The sequence below is a fragment of the Catellatospora bangladeshensis genome, from assembly GCF_016862575.1.
Lineage (GTDB): Bacteria > Actinomycetota > Actinomycetes > Mycobacteriales > Micromonosporaceae > Catellatospora > Catellatospora bangladeshensis.
Map to the genome: position 1 here is coordinate 46858 of NZ_BONF01000041.1, position 15309 is coordinate 62166.

A 15309-nucleotide genomic window follows, 5' to 3' on the forward strand; every position below is an offset into this window, starting at 1 on the left:
AGCTCCCGCCGCGAGCACGGCGGGAGCTCCGATCACGAAACGACGGGCCGAGGGGTCAGCAGCCGCCGCAGTTGTAGTACAGGATGTCCCAGTGGTTGCCCTCGTCGGTGTAGAGGTTGCCGGCGCCGGAGCGGTACTGGTAGCCCCAGCCGGAGATGTAGCCGACGTAGGTGAACGTGTTCTTGATGTAGTTGCTGACACAGGTGTACTTGCTGATGTCGAGCTTGTAGCCGTTCCAGTGGCTGTACGTGCCGGAGGAGTGGCCGGTCTCGGTGCCCGCGGTGATGTTGATGGCGCAGCCGCTGGCGCTCTTGAGCGTCTTGATGCCGCTGATCGTGGTCTGGCGGACGTTCGTGAACGACGTGCAGGTCGGGTTGTTGCGGTCGCTGCAGCCGCCGCTCGACGACCACGTGATACCGGCCGCGCGCAGCTGGGCGGTGGCCTCGGAGTGGGTCAGGAACGTGGCGGCGTGGGCCGGGGAGGCGAAGGCGAACACGAACGCCGTCACCGCGCCCGCGAGCACGGTGAGAGCACGGGGGACGAAGCGGGACATGGGGGGTCTCCTGGGGTGTCGGAGTTAATTGCCGTCCGCTGCGCAGCGATGGAAAGATTCCTACCACACATAGAAGTGTGACGCTAGACAGTGAAGTGTCACTGCTTCGTTACCGAAGCAGTGTGCACCGAACGCCCCGCCTCTCCGCCTAGCAACCTAGGACGCCTTAGTGGGGGTGCTTCCCGTCACCCGCCGCGCCAAAAGGACGGCCCCCGTTCCGCGAGGGAACGAGGGCCGCCGGCAGGCTCCCGGTTACGCCTTGCCCGGCCAGAGGCCCTTCACCACGGCCTGGGCGTACGCGGCGAGGGTGAACGCGTCGCCGAGCACCCCGTCCCGGATCATCTGCGTGAACTCGTCCGGGGTGACCATGGCGAACTCGTCGATGCCCTCCTCGGTCGCGCCGGGCGGGCGCTCCGCGGGCACCGCCGACAGCTGGGCGAGGTAGATCTCGTCGCCGCCGACCTCGGCGCCCGTGTCGGAGTCCAGCGCGCCCAGGAAGATCACCTTGTCGGCGGGCACGCCGACCTCCTCCTCGACCTCGCGCGCGGCGGTCGCGGCGCCGTCGGCGCCGGGCTCGGCGAAGCCGCGCGGGATCTCCCAGTGCCAGCGCCGGGTCGCGTGCCGGAAGTGCTTCACCAGCAGGATGCGGCCGTCCGGCAGCAGCGGCAGCACGGCCGCGCCGGTGCCGTCGTGCGGCGACATCTGGCGGATGTACGTGCCGAGGCTGCCGTCGGCGAAGCGCACCGCGTCCCGGACCAGCAGCAGGTACTGGTCGGCGTAGACGACGCCGATGTCGCCGTTCTGCTCGGGCAGGCCGCGCCCGGCCAGCTTCGCGGCGGACTCGTCGGCCACCTGCTCCTGCAGGGCCGGATCGGTCACGATCTCGAACGCCGCACCGGGTGGGTTCTCGAACAGCTGCGGGCGCTGCGCGCGCAGCGCGTCGTACGCGGCGAGGCGGGCGGCCCGCCGGGACTGCTGGTCGGACATGGACGCACCAATCTGCCGAAGGTCATCAGCGCCGAGCCTAACGACCGGCCGTCCCCGATGCCGCCCGGCGGCAGGGAACCGACACGGTCGTCATCGGACGGTCCACGCCCGCGCCGCGTCAGGCCGGCTCGGCGCGCATCGCCCGGTCCAGCCCGCGCATCCGGGCCATGACCAGGTCGACCACCACCCGGCTGGCGGGGGACAGCTCACCCTGGCGGTGCACGACGGCGAACGTCTCGTACATCGCCGGGCGCAGCGGGGCCCAGGCCAGGCCCGCCGGGAGCCGGTCGCCGAGGGCGTGCAGCACGCCGCGCCAGGTGACCGTGTCGGCCAGGCCGCGGGCGGCGATGTCCAGCGCGGTCTCGGTGTCCTCCACCTCGATCCGGGGGCGCAGCGAATGCCCGGTGCGCTGCACCGCCTGGGCGAGCTGGCGGCGGGTGGTGTCGGTCTCGCGCCAGCTCGCGTCGGGCAGCACCAGCTGCGCGGCGGCCAGCGCAGCGGGGGTGACCCGGGCGTGCAGCCGGGACGGGTCGGCGCTGACGTACACCAGCTCGTCGCGCAGCACCGGGGTGACCACCATGTTCTCGTCCTCGACGGGCAGGGCGATGACCGCCGCCTCCAGCCGCCCCTTGCGCAGGTGCTCCAGGACCTCGGCGGAGTTCTGGCCGACCAGTTCGAGGCGTACCCCCGGATGCTGGTGGAGGACGTCGGCGACCAGGTCGGCGGTCAGGTAGAAGCGGGCGGTGCGGAACATGCCGAAGCGCACCGTGCCGGTGAGCAGCTCGCGCACGGAGGCGACGGCCCGCCCGGCCTCGGCGACGGCGGCCAGCGCGGCGGCGGCGTGCGGGGCGAGCGCGCGGGCCGCCTCGGTCGGCACCAGGCCGCGCCCCACCCGCCGGAACAGGGTCGTGTCGAGGCCCTGTTCCAGCAGCCGGACCTGCTCGGAGATCGACGGCTGGGCGTAGCCGAGCACGCCGGCGGCGGCGGTGAACGAGCCGTGCTCCAGGGTGGCCAGGAAGCAGCGGAGCTGGTGGAGCGAAATCAAAGGTTTCTCCTGTGGAAGCCGCTGGAATCCAAGGCTACCTCGATGGCTGGGCGCGGCCTAACGTTTCGTGTCATGACCACCACCGTCTCCGCCGCACCAGCGGCGGCCCCGAGCGTGCCCCGCAACGTGCGGCGCGGCACGCTGCTGTGCCTGGTGTCCGCGGCCGGGTTCGGCATGTCGGCGGTGTTCGCCAAGCAGGCGTACGCGGCCGGGTTCAACGTGCCCACGATGCTGGCCGGGCGGTTCGTGATCGCCTCGGTGCTGCTGTGGGCCGTGGTCGCCTGGCGCCGCCCGAAGCTGCCCACGGGCCGGACCCTGGCCGCCTGCGTCGGGCTGGGCGCCGTCGGGTACGCGCTGCAGGCCGGGTTCTACTTCGGGGCGCTGGCCCGGATCGACGCCTCGCTGACCGCGCTGCTGCTGTACGCGTACCCCGGGCTGGTCACCGTGCTGGCCATCGCGCTGCGCCGCGAGCGCCCGGACCGCCGCCGGGTCGCCGCGCTGGCCTGCTCGGCGCTCGGGCTGCTGCTGATGCTCGGCGCGGGCGGGGTCGGCGGCTCGGCCGCCACCGGCGGCGTGCTGCTGGCGCTCGGCGCGGCGGTGGCCTACGCGCTCTACCTGACCGTCTCCGACGGCCTGCCGCGCGACCTGGACCTGTTCGTGGTGACGGCGATCGTGTGCACCTCGGCCGCGGCGAGCCTGGCCGTGTTCGGCGCCGCCACGGGCAGCCTGCACTCCCCGGCCGACGCGTCGGGCTGGTGGTGGGTGCTGGCCATCGCGGTGTGCTCGACGGTGATCCCGATCGCGGGCATGTTCTTCGGCGTACGCGACGTCGGCGCGTCCACCGCGGCCATCCTGTCCTGCGCGGAGCCGGCGGTGACGGTGGCCAGCACGGCGCTGGTCTACGGCGAGCGGCTCAGCCCGCTGCAGGCGGCGGGCGGCGTGGCGGTGCTCGCCTCGGTGGCGGTGCTCCAGCTGCGCCGCCGCAGGCCGCGGCCCGCCCCGGTGGCGACCGGGCAGGTCGATGTGCCGGTGGCGGCGGTATCCTGCGGCGTCCCCTCGGAGCACGCCGGAGAAGAGACCGCCAGTGAGACGACTTCTGCCCCTCGCCGTCGTGGCGGTGCTGTTCGGTGGCGGCTGCGGCCCCTCCGCCGCCCCGCTGGCCACGGCCCCCGCGCCGTCGGCGAGCACCGCGCCGCCCGCGGCCTCCGCGTCGGCCGCGCCGCCCGCGAAGCCGCTCACGCCGGAGCAGACGCTGAACGCGGTCCTGCTCACCGACGAGGCGCTGGCGGCTGACAGCAGCCTGGCCGAGGTCGGCATCGACCGCACCTTCGACGCGGTGCACGTGCCGAACTACCCGTACGGGGTGGTGACCGCGTGCGGCGAGCGGGCGGCGTCGTCGACCGGGGACGCGGCGAAGTCGAAGTCGCACGTGCGCGCCTGGGTGATCAACGGTGGGCTGGTCGCGCAGGAGGTGCACGTGCTGCTCAAGCAGCACGCCAAGGACGTGGTGGCGAAGGCGGCGAGCATGATGAGGGGCTGCCGCACGTACAGCGACGCGGGGGAGACCTACCGGCGGCTGGACAAGCACACGATCGTGCTGCCGGGCACGGTCGCGGGCGCCGCGGGCTGCTTCAGCAACTCGGGGCTGGTGACGTGTTTCGCGTATCTGGGCCGGGGCCGCACGGTGACCCAGCTGACCACCAACGGCGATGACCAGGCGGCCGCCGAGTGGCTGATGACGCGCCTGATCGCGGCCGCCGAGCAGCGGCTTGTCCGCATCGCCGCCTGATCGCGAACGGCCCCGGTCACCGTCGCCGGTGAGCGGGGCCGCGTTAAGAAGGGCACCTTCTTCTACGCATAGCGATAAGAAGGTGCCCTTCTTTTGCCTTAGACCAGGAAGTTGGCGAAGGCCCAGGGCTCGGAGTCGTCGCCGGTCTCCGGGCGGAAGTTGGCGAACGGCTCGTAGTACGAGCTGCGCGGGGTCCAGTCGGTGTGCACCGACGGGACGGCGCCCAGGTACGGGTTGGCCACCTCGAGCACGGCCTCGGGGTCGAGGTCGTCCGGCACGCACAGGCCCCGGTTCGGGTTGTTGACCATCCAGTAGACGGCGCCCAGCACCGACGCGGCGACCTGCAGCGTGGTGGCGTTCTGGTGCGCGACCAGGGCCCGCGACTCGTTGATGGTCAGCTGCGAGCCGACCCACCAGCCGTTGAGGTCGTGGCCGAGCAGCAGCACGCCGAGCTCGTCCATGCCGCTGAGGATCTCGTCGTTCATGATCCGCTGGTTCTTCTGCAGCTCGTAGCCGTTCATCCGGCACTCGTGCAGCGAGTTCAGCGCGGCGTCGGTGGGCATGTACGCGTAGTGCACGGTGGGGCGGTAGACCGCCTTGCCGTCCTGCCACACGGTCAGGTGGTCGCTGATGGTGAAGGCCTCACCGTGGCGGACGACCATGCCGATGATCGGGCCGCCGATCGGCACCCAGGAGCGGACCTGGGTGGTGATGCCGGTCTGGGCGAGGCAGATCTGGTTCTGCGGGCCGGACTCGTGGGTGTACGCGTTGGCGGGCAGCGACGGCTCGTGCGTGCCCCAGCCCATCTCGGCGGGGGCGATGCCCTCCTCGTAGAAGCCCTCCACGGACCAGGTGTTCACGAACTCGCCCACCTGCTTGGGCTTGTCGCTGATCTGGGTGTCCCGCTCGGAGATGTGGATGACCTTGGTGCCGGTGAGCATGCCCAGGGCCGCGAAGTCGCGGCTGTTCAGGGCCTCCTCGAGCTTGGCGCGGCGGTCGGCGTCCAGCGGCTTGGGCAGGCGCTCGGGCTCCTTGAGCATCGCGGTGGCGATGTCCAGCAGCGCGATCTTGGTCCAGTGGCTGACCAGGCCGGGGTTGGCGCCGTGCTCGACGACGGCGGTGGGGCCGTCGGACTTCCAGCCCTTGGCCCGCTCGCGCAGCTTCATGTGCCGGGCGTAGAGGGTGCGCGACTGGGGCGTGGCGTTGAGCTGGTCGGCGTAGGGGTCCCACTCCTCGACGGAGGTGTCGACGTAGAGGACGCCGTGCCGCTGGCACCAGTCGATGATGACGCCGGTGTCGATGTTCCAGGCCAGGTTGATCAGGAGGTCGCCGTCGCCGAGGTGCTTGGCCAGCTCGGTCTCGATGTTCTCCGGGGTGATCCGCTCACGGAGGTAGGTGGCGCCGGCCGCGACCGCCTCGGCGGCGGTGTGGGCAAGGTCCTCGAAGTCCATGATCGTCAGGCGCGTGAAGTCCATGTCGACGTGGCGCAGCAGCAGCGGCTGCAGGCACTGCGACACCGAGCCGCTGCCGAGCAGGAGGATCCGGCCCTGGAAGGCCAGCTTGGGAATGGTCGTCACGCGTTTTCTCCGATGCAGAATGTTGCCAATGGTGCGAACCCGTTGAAGCCAACGGAAGAATACGTGGTGGTATAGGCACCTGTGCCCAGGATGTCCACGTAATCGCCTGGTTTCAGATCCAGGGGCAGCCGGTAGGGCGCCTTCTCGTACAGGATGTCGACGCTGTCGCAGGTCGGCCCGGCGAGCACGACCGGACCGGTCGGCTCCCCGTCGCGCGCGGTGACCAGGCGGTACTGGATCGCCTCGCCCTCGGTCTCGGCCAGCCCGCCGAATCGCCCGATGTCCAGGTAGACCCACCGGTGATCGTCGTCGTACGACTTCTGGGACACGAGCACGACCTGCGCCCGCAGCACGCCGGTGTCGGCGGCGACGAAGCGGCCGGGCTCGATCGCCAGGCTCGGCCGGTACGGGCCGAAGTGGCGCTCGACGGCGGAGTTGATCGCCTCCGCGTACGCCTCGATCGGCGCGACGGGAACCTGATACCCGGTGGGGAACCCGCCGCCGCAGTTGAGCAGCGTCAGGTGGATGCCCTTGTCGGCCAGCTCGCGGAAGACCCGCGCGGCCTGGCTGACGCTGGGCTCCCAGCGGGTCGGGTCCAGCTGCTGCGAGCCGACGTGGAACGACACCCCGATCGGCTTGAGCCCGAGGTCCCGTGCCTGTTCCAGCAGGCGCACCGCCATGTCCGGGGAGCACCCGAACTTGCGGCTCAGCGGCCACTGGGCACCGGCGCTGCCCGCCAGCAGGCGGCAGAACACGGCGGAACCGGGGGCGTTCTCGGCGAGTTTGTGCAGCTCGGCTTCGCTGTCGAAGACGAACATGCGTACGCCGCGCTGGTAGGCGTACTTGATGTCGGACGCCTTCTTGATCGTGTTGCCGTACGACAGGCGGGAGGCGTCCGCGCCCTCGGACAGGCAGAGATCGATCTCGGCGGGACTCGCCACGTCGAACGAGGAGCCGAGCCGGGCGAGTCGCCTGATGAGCATCGGCTGGGGATTCGCCTTCACCGCGTAGAAGATCTGCGTCTCGCGGAAGGCATCGGTCAGGCGGCGGAACTGCCGCTCGGCGACCTTCAGATCAATGACCAGGTAGGGAGTCTCTCGCTGGTCTGCATCGAGGAAGTCCTGGATCTCGCGGTTTCCTGCCGCGATCATGGTGACCAGGGTCTTGCCGTTGGTCATCGCCATCGTCTCGCTAATCCTCCAGTGAAAATGTTGAATGCGGCCGTTCGATTGCCGACGACGGAGTCTAGGGCCAAATGGTGAACAGGCGGCCGCCGGGATGCCACGACGCACTGTGTCGATGCTCATACTCCGTGTGGGTGACGCCGTCACACATAGATGTTCCTTGCATGCGCGAGGCTCCCGCCATGCTCGGGAGCAGCATGACGGGAGCCTCGATCATGGGCGGTACGGGTCAGGAGACGGTGATCTTGACGTCGTCGACGCCCGCCTCGACCAGGCTCGCGGTGGACGCGTCGGCGGCGGTGACCAGGATCCGCACCGACTGGCCCGCGTACGCCGAGATGTTCCAGGTGCCCAGCGCCCAGCCGCCGTTGCGGTTCGTGGCCGCCCCGGCCTGCGTGAACAGCGTCGTGGTGCCGCCGCTGTGCACGATCGAGATCCGCAGGTAGTCCGCGCTGGACGAGTTCGACCCGTGCGCCAGGTACCAGTTCGCGCTCAGGTTGATGGTGCCGCTCGACGGCAGGGTGATCGCGGGCGAGCGGATGCTGCTGACGCCGCCGTCGAGGTCGTAGTCACCGGCCGCGGCGCCCGCCAGCCGGCCGGTCACCAGGTCGTTGCTGCCGGACACGGTGGTGCCGAGCTGCTTGATGCCGCTGGAGTTGGTGTCGGCCGGGTCGCCCCGCTCCCACAGGCCGGTGGTGGCGGTGTCGGTGCCGCTCGGGTTGGCCGTCCAGCCCGTGGCGGTCTCGAACGTGTCCGACCACACCGTGGTCGCCGGGGTGCCGGTGGCCAGCGTCCACAGCGCGTACGCGGCCGCGTCGCCGGCCCGGTTCAGGATCGTGTCGTTGATGTTGCTCGGGTAGGTGTCGCAGGAGGCGTGGTAGCAGGGGTCGTAGTCCCCGGTGGTGCCGCCCCACTTGGTGACCTGCGCCGAGGTCTTGTTCGCGCTCGCGCCCGCGGCCACGCCCGAGGTCTGGATGCCCACGGCGTTGAACGACGCGTCGTCGGAGCGCCCGGCGCCCTCCACGTTCTCCTCCGGGGCCAGGCCCGGGAAGTTCGCGTCGTAGTACGCCTTCAGCGTCTGGCCCAGGCTGGAGGTGATCCGGTTGATGAAGTAGCCGCCGTTGGTCGAGGCGACCATGTCGAAGTTGAAGTAGCCCTTGATCTTCGTCCGCTCGGTCGCGGGCAGGCTGTTGGCGTAGAACTCCGAGCCGTTGAGGCCCTGCTCCTCGTCGGTCCAGAAGCCGAACCGGACGTGGTTGAGCATGGACGGGTTCGTCGCGGCCAGGGTCAGCGCGATCTCCAGCACCGTCGAGGAGCCCGAGGCGTTGTCGTTGATGCCCGGACCGGCGGCCACGCCGTCCAGGTGCGCGCCGAACATGTAGACCGTGTTCGCGTCGCCGCCCGGCCAGTCCGCGATCACATTCGGGCCGGCCCCGGCCGTGCAGCCCGAGGTGCAGTTCTGCTTCACCACGCTGAAGCCCGCGGCGACCAGCTTGTTGTACACGTAGTTCACCGATGCGGTGTACCCGGCGGTGTTCGAGCGGCGGTTGCCGCCGTTGCTGCTCGCGATGGTCTGGAACTGCTGCAGGTGCGCCTTGACATTGGTGAGCGAGATGTCGGGCGCGGCGAGGGCGGCCGCGGCCGCCGGGGCGGGCTGGGACGCGTTCCCGGGCGCCGCCAGGCCCGCCGCGGGCGCCGCCGCCAGAGCGGTGGCGGCCAGGGCGAGCGCCAGCAGGGCGCGTTGTGGTGCGTACGGTCGCAAGGCCTTACTCCTCAACGAGTGGCAGGGGGTGCCGGGGGTCACCGGCGAGCGCAGATTAGCCATCGAAACGATTAATGTGAATACATCGAGGGTGCGCTTGACCTTGTCGTGACCTGAGGCGCCGATATGCTGGACGCAGCATGATCACGAAGGAGTGGGCGATGGCCGAGCCGCTGCTGACCTACCGCGGCGTGGTGCACCCGTGGCACTGCGACCACATGGGTCACATGAACGTCATGTGGTACTCGGGCAAGTTCGACGAGGCCACCTGGAACCTGTTCGCCGAGCTCGGCATCACGGCGGACTATCTGCGGACGGCCTCGCGCGGCATGGCGGCGGTGGAGCAGCACATCACGTACCAACGCGAACTCTTCCCCGGCGACACGGTCACCGTGCACACTGAGCTGCTGGAAGTCCGCGACAAGGTGCTCAAGGCGCGCCACACCATGCGCACCGGCTCCGGCGAGACCGCCGCCGTCATGATCCTCACCGCGGTGCACCTCGACACCGGCCCCCGCCGCGCCACCCCCATGCCCCCCGCCGTCCTCAAGGCCGCCCGCGACCTCCTGCCGGCCACCTGAGGTCCGGCCCCGTCCGCCGGGCCCGGCGGCGCCGCGCGGCTTCGGGCCGGGCCGACGGGGTGGTCAGGCGTGGTGGGTGTGGGCGTGGGTGACGACGGCGGCGACCAGTTCGGTGGCGGCGAGGCCGTCGGCGGCGGTGAAGGGCACATCCTCGCCCGCGCGGGAGCGGGCGGCGCGGTCGCACAGCTCCGCCCACTGCGGGAACAGGCCGGCGGTGTACGCGGCGGCCTGCGTCTTCGTGGTGATCTCGCCGGTGGCCAGGGTGTAGTGCAGCCGTCCGGGGCCCGTGACGCCCCACAGCACCGGCTCGGCGGGCACCGGCGTCTCCGGCGGGATCGACGCGAACTGCGGCCCCGCCATCGCGGCGAAGCCCGCCCAGTAGCCGTCGAGGTTGCCCAGCAGCCAGCGCCGCAGCACGCCCTCGTTGAGCGCGACCTCCGGCCGCTCGCCCAGAATCGGCAGCCCGTGCCGGGCCAGCTCCAGCCAGGTCACCGGGTTGAACTGGCCGCCCGGCTTGGCGGGCTGGAACTCGCCCCCGAGAATCTGCGGCGCGCAACCGTCCTCGGCCGGCGGCACCGCCAGCTGCGCCCGCGTCAGGTAGATCCCGTCGTAGTCCGGCCCCGGCGGCAGCGGCGGCTCCAGCGCCGCGTGCGCCTTCGCCAGCCTGCCCAGCTCGCCCTCGGTCGGCGGCCGCTCCATGACGGCGACGAAGTCGATGTCGCTGCGCCCCGGCCAGTAGTCCCCCAGCGGCACCGACCCCGTCACGAACAACCCCGTCACCAGCCCCGGCACCCGCTCGTCAAGCGCCCTGACATGAGCCGCCGTAACCCAAAGTTCCCCAAGCACCGCCCGAGTATCCCCGCCCCGCTGCGGCCCCACCGCCCCCACCACGCGTCGATCTTGCACGAAGTGTTGCCTCTCTGCCCGGTAAGTGCGTGTCGCACCCACAACCCGCGCAAGATCGGCGCGCCGTGGGGGCCGTGGCGGGCTTAGGGTGGCGGCGTGGTGAAGGTGGATCGGGGTCGATGGGGCCGGGTGTTCAGCCCGGCGGGGCTGGTGCTGGCGGGGTTGCTGTTCCTGGCGCCGTTCCTGGCGGTGTCGTGTGACGCGCCGGGCGGGTACGGGCGGGCCGCGCCCGGCGGGACGACCACGTACACGGGCTGGGATCTGGCCACCGGCGGGACGCCCGACGTGACCGAGGATCACCTGCTCCCGGCCGGGCAGCGGCGCGACGACGTGCTGCCGCCGCAGCCGCTGGCCGGGACAGTGCTGGTGGTCGTCGTGATCGGAGTGCTCGTCGCGGTGGGCGTGGGCCGGGCCCGGACGCGGCGCGGGGTGGTCGCCGCGCTGGCCGCGATCGCGGCGCTGTTCCTGCTGGTCAACCAGGCCACGGTGCGGGTGCTGGTGGAGGAGCGGCTGCGCGAGCAGCTCAGTGCGCCGCTGCCGCCCGGCAAGGAGATCGGCGACTTCGTGCACGACCAGGGCGGGTTCGCGTTCTCGCTGCTGGCGCTGGTGCTCGTGGCGCTGGGCAACCTGGCGGGCTGGGTGAGGCTGGTGCGCGGCCCGCGCGACGGCGACACCAGGGCGGTCGCCGAAGGCTAACGTTCGTTCAGCCGGTAGGGCAGGATGTGGGGATGGCCGCCACCCACGAGGTCTCCAACCAGGTCCCGCCGCTGCTCGGCCACGACGTCGCCGCCGACCCCGCGCTGCTCGAAGCGGTGGTACGCGAGGGCGCCGGCTGGCACCTCGAAGACCTGCACCGGCTGGGCCGCCTCGCGGGCACCGAGCAGGCGCAGCGCTGGGGCGACGAGGCCAATCGGTACACCCCGGTGCTGCGTACCCACGACCGGTACGGCAACCGGGTGGACGAGGTCGACTTCCACCCGGCGTGGCACGAGCTGATGCGCGTCGCCGTCGGGGAGGGGCTGGCCGGTGCGCCGTGGGCCGACCCGCGCCCCGGCGCGCACGTGGCCCGCGCCGCCGGTCTGCTGGTGTGGAGCGTCGTCGAGCAGGGTCACGCCTGCCCGGTGTCGATGACGTACGCCGCGGTGCCCGCGCTGCGCGCCCAGCCCGACCTCGCCGCGCGCTTCGAGCCGCTGCTCACCTCACGGGAGTACGACCCCGGCCTGCGCGCCCCCGAGGGCAAGCGCGGCCTGCTCGCCGGGATGGGCATGACCGAGAAGCAGGGCGGCTCGGACGTGCGCACCAACACCACCACGGCGACCCCCGCCACCGACGGCAGCTGGCTGCTGCGCGGGCACAAGTGGTTCACCAGCGCCCCGATGAACGACCTGTTCCTGGTGCTGGCGCAGGCGCCCGGCGGGCTGTCCTGCTTCCTGGTGCCCCGGGTGCTGCCCGACGGCACCCGCAACGTCTTCCGCATCCAGCGCCTCAAGGACAAGCTCGGCAACCGCAGCAACGCCAGCGGCGAGCCCGAGTTCGACGACACCGTCGCCTGGCTCGTCGGCGAGCAGGGCAGGGGAGTCGCGGTCATCATCGAGATGGTGTCGCTGACCCGCCTGGACTCCAGCCTCGGCTCGGCGTCGGGCATGCGTGCCGCGCTGATGCAGGCCGTGCACCACGCCCGGCACCGGCACGCCTTCGGCGGGGCGCTGTACGACAAGCCGCTGATGCGCAACGTGCTGGCCGACCTCGCGGTCGAGTCCGAGGCCGCGACCACGATGGCGATGCGGGTCGCGGGCGCGGTCGACCGGGCCGCGCGCGGCGACGCCGCCGAGCGCGAGTTCACCCGGCTGGCCACCGCGCTGACCAAGTACTGGGTGTGCAAGCGGCAGCCCGCGCTGGTCGCCGAGGCGCTGGAGTGCCTGGGCGGCAACGGGTACACCGAGGACTCCGGCATGCCGCGCCTCTACCGCGAGGCGCCGCTCAACGGCATCTGGGAGGGTTCCGGCAACGTCAACGCCCTGGACGTGCTGCGCGCGCTGGCCAGGGAGCCGCAGAGCCTGGCCGCGTACGAGCACGAGGTGTCCCTCGGCCTGGGCGGCGACGGCCGGCTCGACCAGGCGTGGCAGGAGCTGCGCAAGGAGCTGGCCGACCCCGGCGAGCGCGAGCTGCGCGCCCGGCGGCTGGTCGAGCGGATGGCGCTGGTGCTGCAGGGCTCGCTGCTGGTCCGGCATGCCCCGGCGGCGGTCGCCGACGCGTTCTGCGCCTCCCGGCTCGCGGGCGACCGCGGCCTGGCCTTCGGCACCCTGCCGCCCGGCCTCGACCTCACCGCGATCCTCGACCGCGTCCCCCCGGCTTCCTGACCGCTACTGGAACGCCGGGTGCTGGGCGAGCAGCAGAACGATCCCGGTGGCCAGCGCCAGCAGATGCGCGGTGTACGCCGGACCGAGCGCGGCGCGGTCCGGTGGTGCCACGGCGGTCGTCTTGCCGTCGCCCTTCACCAGCTCGTCGCCGTCGGACGCTGCGACCAGCCCCGCGTGGAGTCTGGCGGCGCGCTCGCGGTGCTGCTCGATGACCCAGCGGCAGGTGGTGACCATGGCCATGCCGAGCACGCCGAGCACCGCCACGGCGATCGCGCTCCACACCAGGGAGCTGCCCGTGGGCAGCCGCGAGCTCGCCTGGTCGGAGAGCATCAGCAGGCCCAGGATCACCGCGTCCGCGACCAGGCACCCGGCGCTGAACAGCAGGGCCAGCTGGCGGCGGTGCCGGATCTGCGCCTGCTCCTCCAGCCACAGCCGCAGGTACATCTCACGCTGGTCCATGGCGCTCAGCTCGCCGTCGCGGCGAGCAGGGCGATGAGGCCGCTGAGGAAGACGCCCGAGTGGACGAAGTAGAGGGAGGTCAGCAGGCCCTGGCCGCTCTGCGGGCGCCGTCCCTGCGGCCGGGGCATGCCGGGCGGGGTCAGCTCCTGCAGCTGCACGTCGACCGGCAGGGGCAGGGTGCGCTGGAGTTGCGCCGCGCGGCGGTGGTGCTCGGCGACGTCGCGGCGGCACATGGCCACCACCGCCCAGCCCGCGCCGCCCAGTCCCATCAGGGTGAACGCGGCCGGGACCAGCGCGCCCAGCGCGTCGTCGCGGCCCTCGCCGACCACCGCCAGCAGCGTCAGCCCGAGCAGTAGCCCGGCCGCGACCAGGCATGCGGCGCTGCACACCGCGGCCAGCAGCAGGCGCTGGCGGATGTCCGCCCGCTCCTCCTGCCACAACCGCAGATACTGATCCTGTTGCACGCCGCTCCGATCCACCAACGTCAACATCCGCGTCACGCTAACGGATCCGCCCGCCCCGCGCGGCCCCGTGCCGGCCGCCCGGGGCCGCGCGGGTGGTCACATGCCGATGGTGGCGCCGCCGGCGAAGATGCCGGCCATGGCGCACCAGAGCGCGATCATGGCGATGAACAGGCCGGTCAGGACCCAGCCGATGACGACCGCGGCGGTGGCGAACTCGACGCCGCGCTCGCCGGTCACGGCGATCTGCTGCTTGGCCTTGCCGCCGAAGTAGATGCCCAGCGGCGGGAGCACGAAGATGGCCAGCACCAGGGCCAGGATCGCGTACGTGTTGTACTGCGGCGGCTGCTGGTACGGCGGGTACTGCGGCGGGACGGGCGGCGGCGTCTGGTCGGTCATCTCGGTCCCCTTCTGCGTCTGCGCTGCACGGTAGAACCCCCGCGCCAGTGCCCGGGCACACCCCGGCGCGGGACCGCGCCGGTCCCGCGCCGGGGCGACCCCCGTCCGCAGTCAGGTCAGACGGCCTGCCAGTCGTGCTCGTAGCCCTGGTACAGGTAGGTGCGGCTGCTGCCGTTGCGCAGGGTCACCCACGCCTTGCCGTTGCGGCCCGCGGTGACCAGCACGGCGCCGCCGCCGGCCGGGGACGGGACCGCCGAGTGCTCCCAGTTCGCGCCGACCTGCACGGCCGCGCCGCCGGTCGACGGGGCCGACATGATCTGCAGCGGGCCGACCTGCGCGTCGGGCTCGTAGCGCGGCCGGGTCTGCTGGGTCCACAGCACCCGCGACGAGTCGGCGGTGAACGCGGGCACCGTCGCGAAGCCGTCGAGCGTGGCACCGCCGCCGCCGAACGCGGCCGCCCACCACTCCTCGCCGGTGCTCAGCTCCAGCACCGACAGGCAGTCGTCGAAGATGGCCCAGCACTCGCCGTTCGGGTACGCGAGCCAGCGGCCGTTGGGCGACCAGGCCACGGCCAGGGAGTCGTGCAGCACGTCGAAGCCGGACGGCAGCACGGCCGCCCGCGTCTGCTTCTTCGGCAGCCGGTCGGCCAGGCGCTGCGCGGCGGGGGACAGGCGGGTCTCGACCCGGGTCACCGTGGCGCCGACGGCGGCGCCGGGGGCGGCGAAGTCGGCGATGTAGACGGTCGGGGCGTACACGTTCGGGCCGTACGCGTACGCCAGCTTCGCGCCGTCGGGCGACCAGGCCCCGGCGCCGACGAAGCCCGACGTGGTCAGCCGCTGCGCGGCCGTGAACGTGTGCGTGGTGCTGCTGTAGTGGCCGTAGTACAGGTCGCCGTGCCGCAGCACGGCCAGCCCGCCGCCGGGGCCGGGCTGCCAGCGCGGCCACAGGTAGCCACCGCCGGTGGTGGCCTGCCAGACGGCGCCGGACGGCTCGGCGACGAACAGGTTGCCGCCCCGGATGAATGCGACCTGCCCCGGCGTGCCCGGGCTCACGGCCGCGGCCGACGACGCCGGCACCAGGACCGTCGCGGCGGCCAGGCACAGCCCCACCGCGATGTTGCGCCACGTCCTCATGGTTCCCCCTCCTGTCGGACCTGCACGTGCGTCGATGCTATGAGCGCCGCTCCGGGGGAGCTGTCCTCGATTCGATTGGGTTCCATATCGGACAGAGTGCTTGGCGCGGCGGT

15 protein-coding genes are annotated in these 15309 nt (G+C 72.1%); 4 read left to right on the plus strand and 11 right to left on the minus strand.

Features of this window, described 5'->3' with window-relative positions:
- Positions 1–55: 55 nt before the first annotated feature.
- The 3 genes from Cba03nite_RS30740 to Cba03nite_RS30750 form a co-directional block, all read right to left on the minus strand.
- Positions 56–553, minus strand: a complete 498-nt coding sequence (locus Cba03nite_RS30740; RefSeq protein ID WP_203753732.1) for a hypothetical protein — start codon at positions 551–553, stop codon at positions 56–58.
- Positions 554–805: 252 nt separating this feature from the next.
- Positions 806–1540, minus strand: coding sequence for an NUDIX hydrolase (locus Cba03nite_RS30745; RefSeq protein ID WP_203753735.1), 735 nt, complete (start codon positions 1538–1540; stop codon positions 806–808).
- A 118-nt stretch (positions 1541–1658) separates the two neighbouring features.
- Positions 1659–2585 (minus strand): LysR family transcriptional regulator, encoded by a 927-nt coding sequence (locus Cba03nite_RS30750; RefSeq protein WP_203753738.1) that lies wholly within the window; start codon positions 2583–2585, stop codon positions 1659–1661.
- Between the two features lie 72 nt (positions 2586–2657).
- Between Cba03nite_RS30750 and Cba03nite_RS30755 the strand changes: the two genes are divergently transcribed.
- Positions 2658–3878, plus strand: a complete 1221-nt coding sequence (locus Cba03nite_RS30755; RefSeq protein WP_203753741.1) for a DMT family transporter — start codon at positions 2658–2660, stop codon at positions 3876–3878.
- A 594-nt stretch (positions 3879–4472) separates the two neighbouring features.
- On the opposite strand, the gene Cba03nite_RS30760 is transcribed toward Cba03nite_RS30755, so the two are convergent.
- The 3 genes from Cba03nite_RS30760 to Cba03nite_RS30770 form a co-directional block, all read right to left on the minus strand.
- On the minus strand, positions 4473–5951 hold the full coding sequence (locus Cba03nite_RS30760; protein ID WP_203753744.1) for a saccharopine dehydrogenase NADP-binding domain-containing protein: 1479 nt from the start codon (positions 5949–5951) through the stop codon (positions 4473–4475).
- On the minus strand, positions 5948–7135 hold the full coding sequence (locus Cba03nite_RS30765; RefSeq protein WP_239126125.1) for a type III PLP-dependent enzyme: 1188 nt from the start codon (positions 7133–7135) through the stop codon (positions 5948–5950). Before Cba03nite_RS30765 ends, Cba03nite_RS30760 begins: the two co-directional genes overlap by 4 nt.
- 229 nt (positions 7136–7364) lie before the next feature.
- Positions 7365–8912, minus strand: coding sequence for a M28 family peptidase (locus Cba03nite_RS30770; protein ID WP_203753747.1), 1548 nt, complete (start codon positions 8910–8912; stop codon positions 7365–7367).
- Between the two features lie 125 nt (positions 8913–9037).
- Here Cba03nite_RS30770 and Cba03nite_RS30775 point away from each other — a divergent pair, with 125 nt between their 5' ends.
- Complete coding sequence (locus tag Cba03nite_RS30775) at positions 9038–9478, plus strand: thioesterase family protein (protein ID WP_203753750.1); 441 nt, start codon at positions 9038–9040, stop codon at positions 9476–9478.
- 63 nt (positions 9479–9541) lie between these two features.
- On the opposite strand, the gene Cba03nite_RS30780 is transcribed toward Cba03nite_RS30775, so the two are convergent.
- Positions 9542–10426 (minus strand): nucleotidyltransferase domain-containing protein, encoded by an 885-nt coding sequence (locus Cba03nite_RS30780; RefSeq protein WP_308442772.1) that lies wholly within the window; start codon positions 10424–10426, stop codon positions 9542–9544.
- 54 nt (positions 10427–10480) lie between these two features.
- Here Cba03nite_RS30780 and Cba03nite_RS30785 point away from each other — a divergent pair, with 54 nt between their 5' ends.
- Positions 10481–11080: a hypothetical protein gene (locus Cba03nite_RS30785; protein WP_203753756.1), complete on the plus strand. Its 600-nt coding sequence runs from the start codon at positions 10481–10483 to the stop codon at positions 11078–11080.
- A gap of 32 nt (positions 11081–11112) precedes the next feature.
- Entirely contained in the window at positions 11113–12744 is a 1632-nt protein-coding gene (locus tag Cba03nite_RS30790; protein ID WP_203753774.1) for an acyl-CoA dehydrogenase family protein, read from the plus strand.
- A gap of 3 nt (positions 12745–12747) precedes the next feature.
- Here the strand turns inward: Cba03nite_RS30790 and Cba03nite_RS30795 are convergent, their stop codons facing one another.
- The 4 genes from Cba03nite_RS30795 to Cba03nite_RS30810 form a co-directional block, all read right to left on the minus strand.
- Positions 12748–13203, minus strand: coding sequence for a hypothetical protein (locus Cba03nite_RS30795; RefSeq protein WP_203753776.1), 456 nt, complete (start codon positions 13201–13203; stop codon positions 12748–12750).
- 5 nt (positions 13204–13208) lie between these two features.
- Positions 13209–13694 carry a hypothetical protein gene (locus tag Cba03nite_RS30800; protein WP_203753778.1) on the minus strand — a complete coding sequence of 162 codons (486 nt, stop codon included), beginning with the start codon at positions 13692–13694 and terminating at the stop codon, positions 13209–13211.
- 69 nt (positions 13695–13763) lie between these two features.
- A complete protein-coding gene (locus Cba03nite_RS30805) occupies positions 13764–14063 on the minus strand; it encodes a DUF4190 domain-containing protein (protein WP_203753780.1) in 300 nt (99 codons plus the stop codon).
- 116 nt (positions 14064–14179) lie between these two features.
- A complete protein-coding gene (locus Cba03nite_RS30810) occupies positions 14180–15196 on the minus strand; it encodes a TolB-like translocation protein (protein ID WP_203753782.1) in 1017 nt (338 codons plus the stop codon).
- Positions 15197–15309 lie beyond the last annotated feature (113 nt).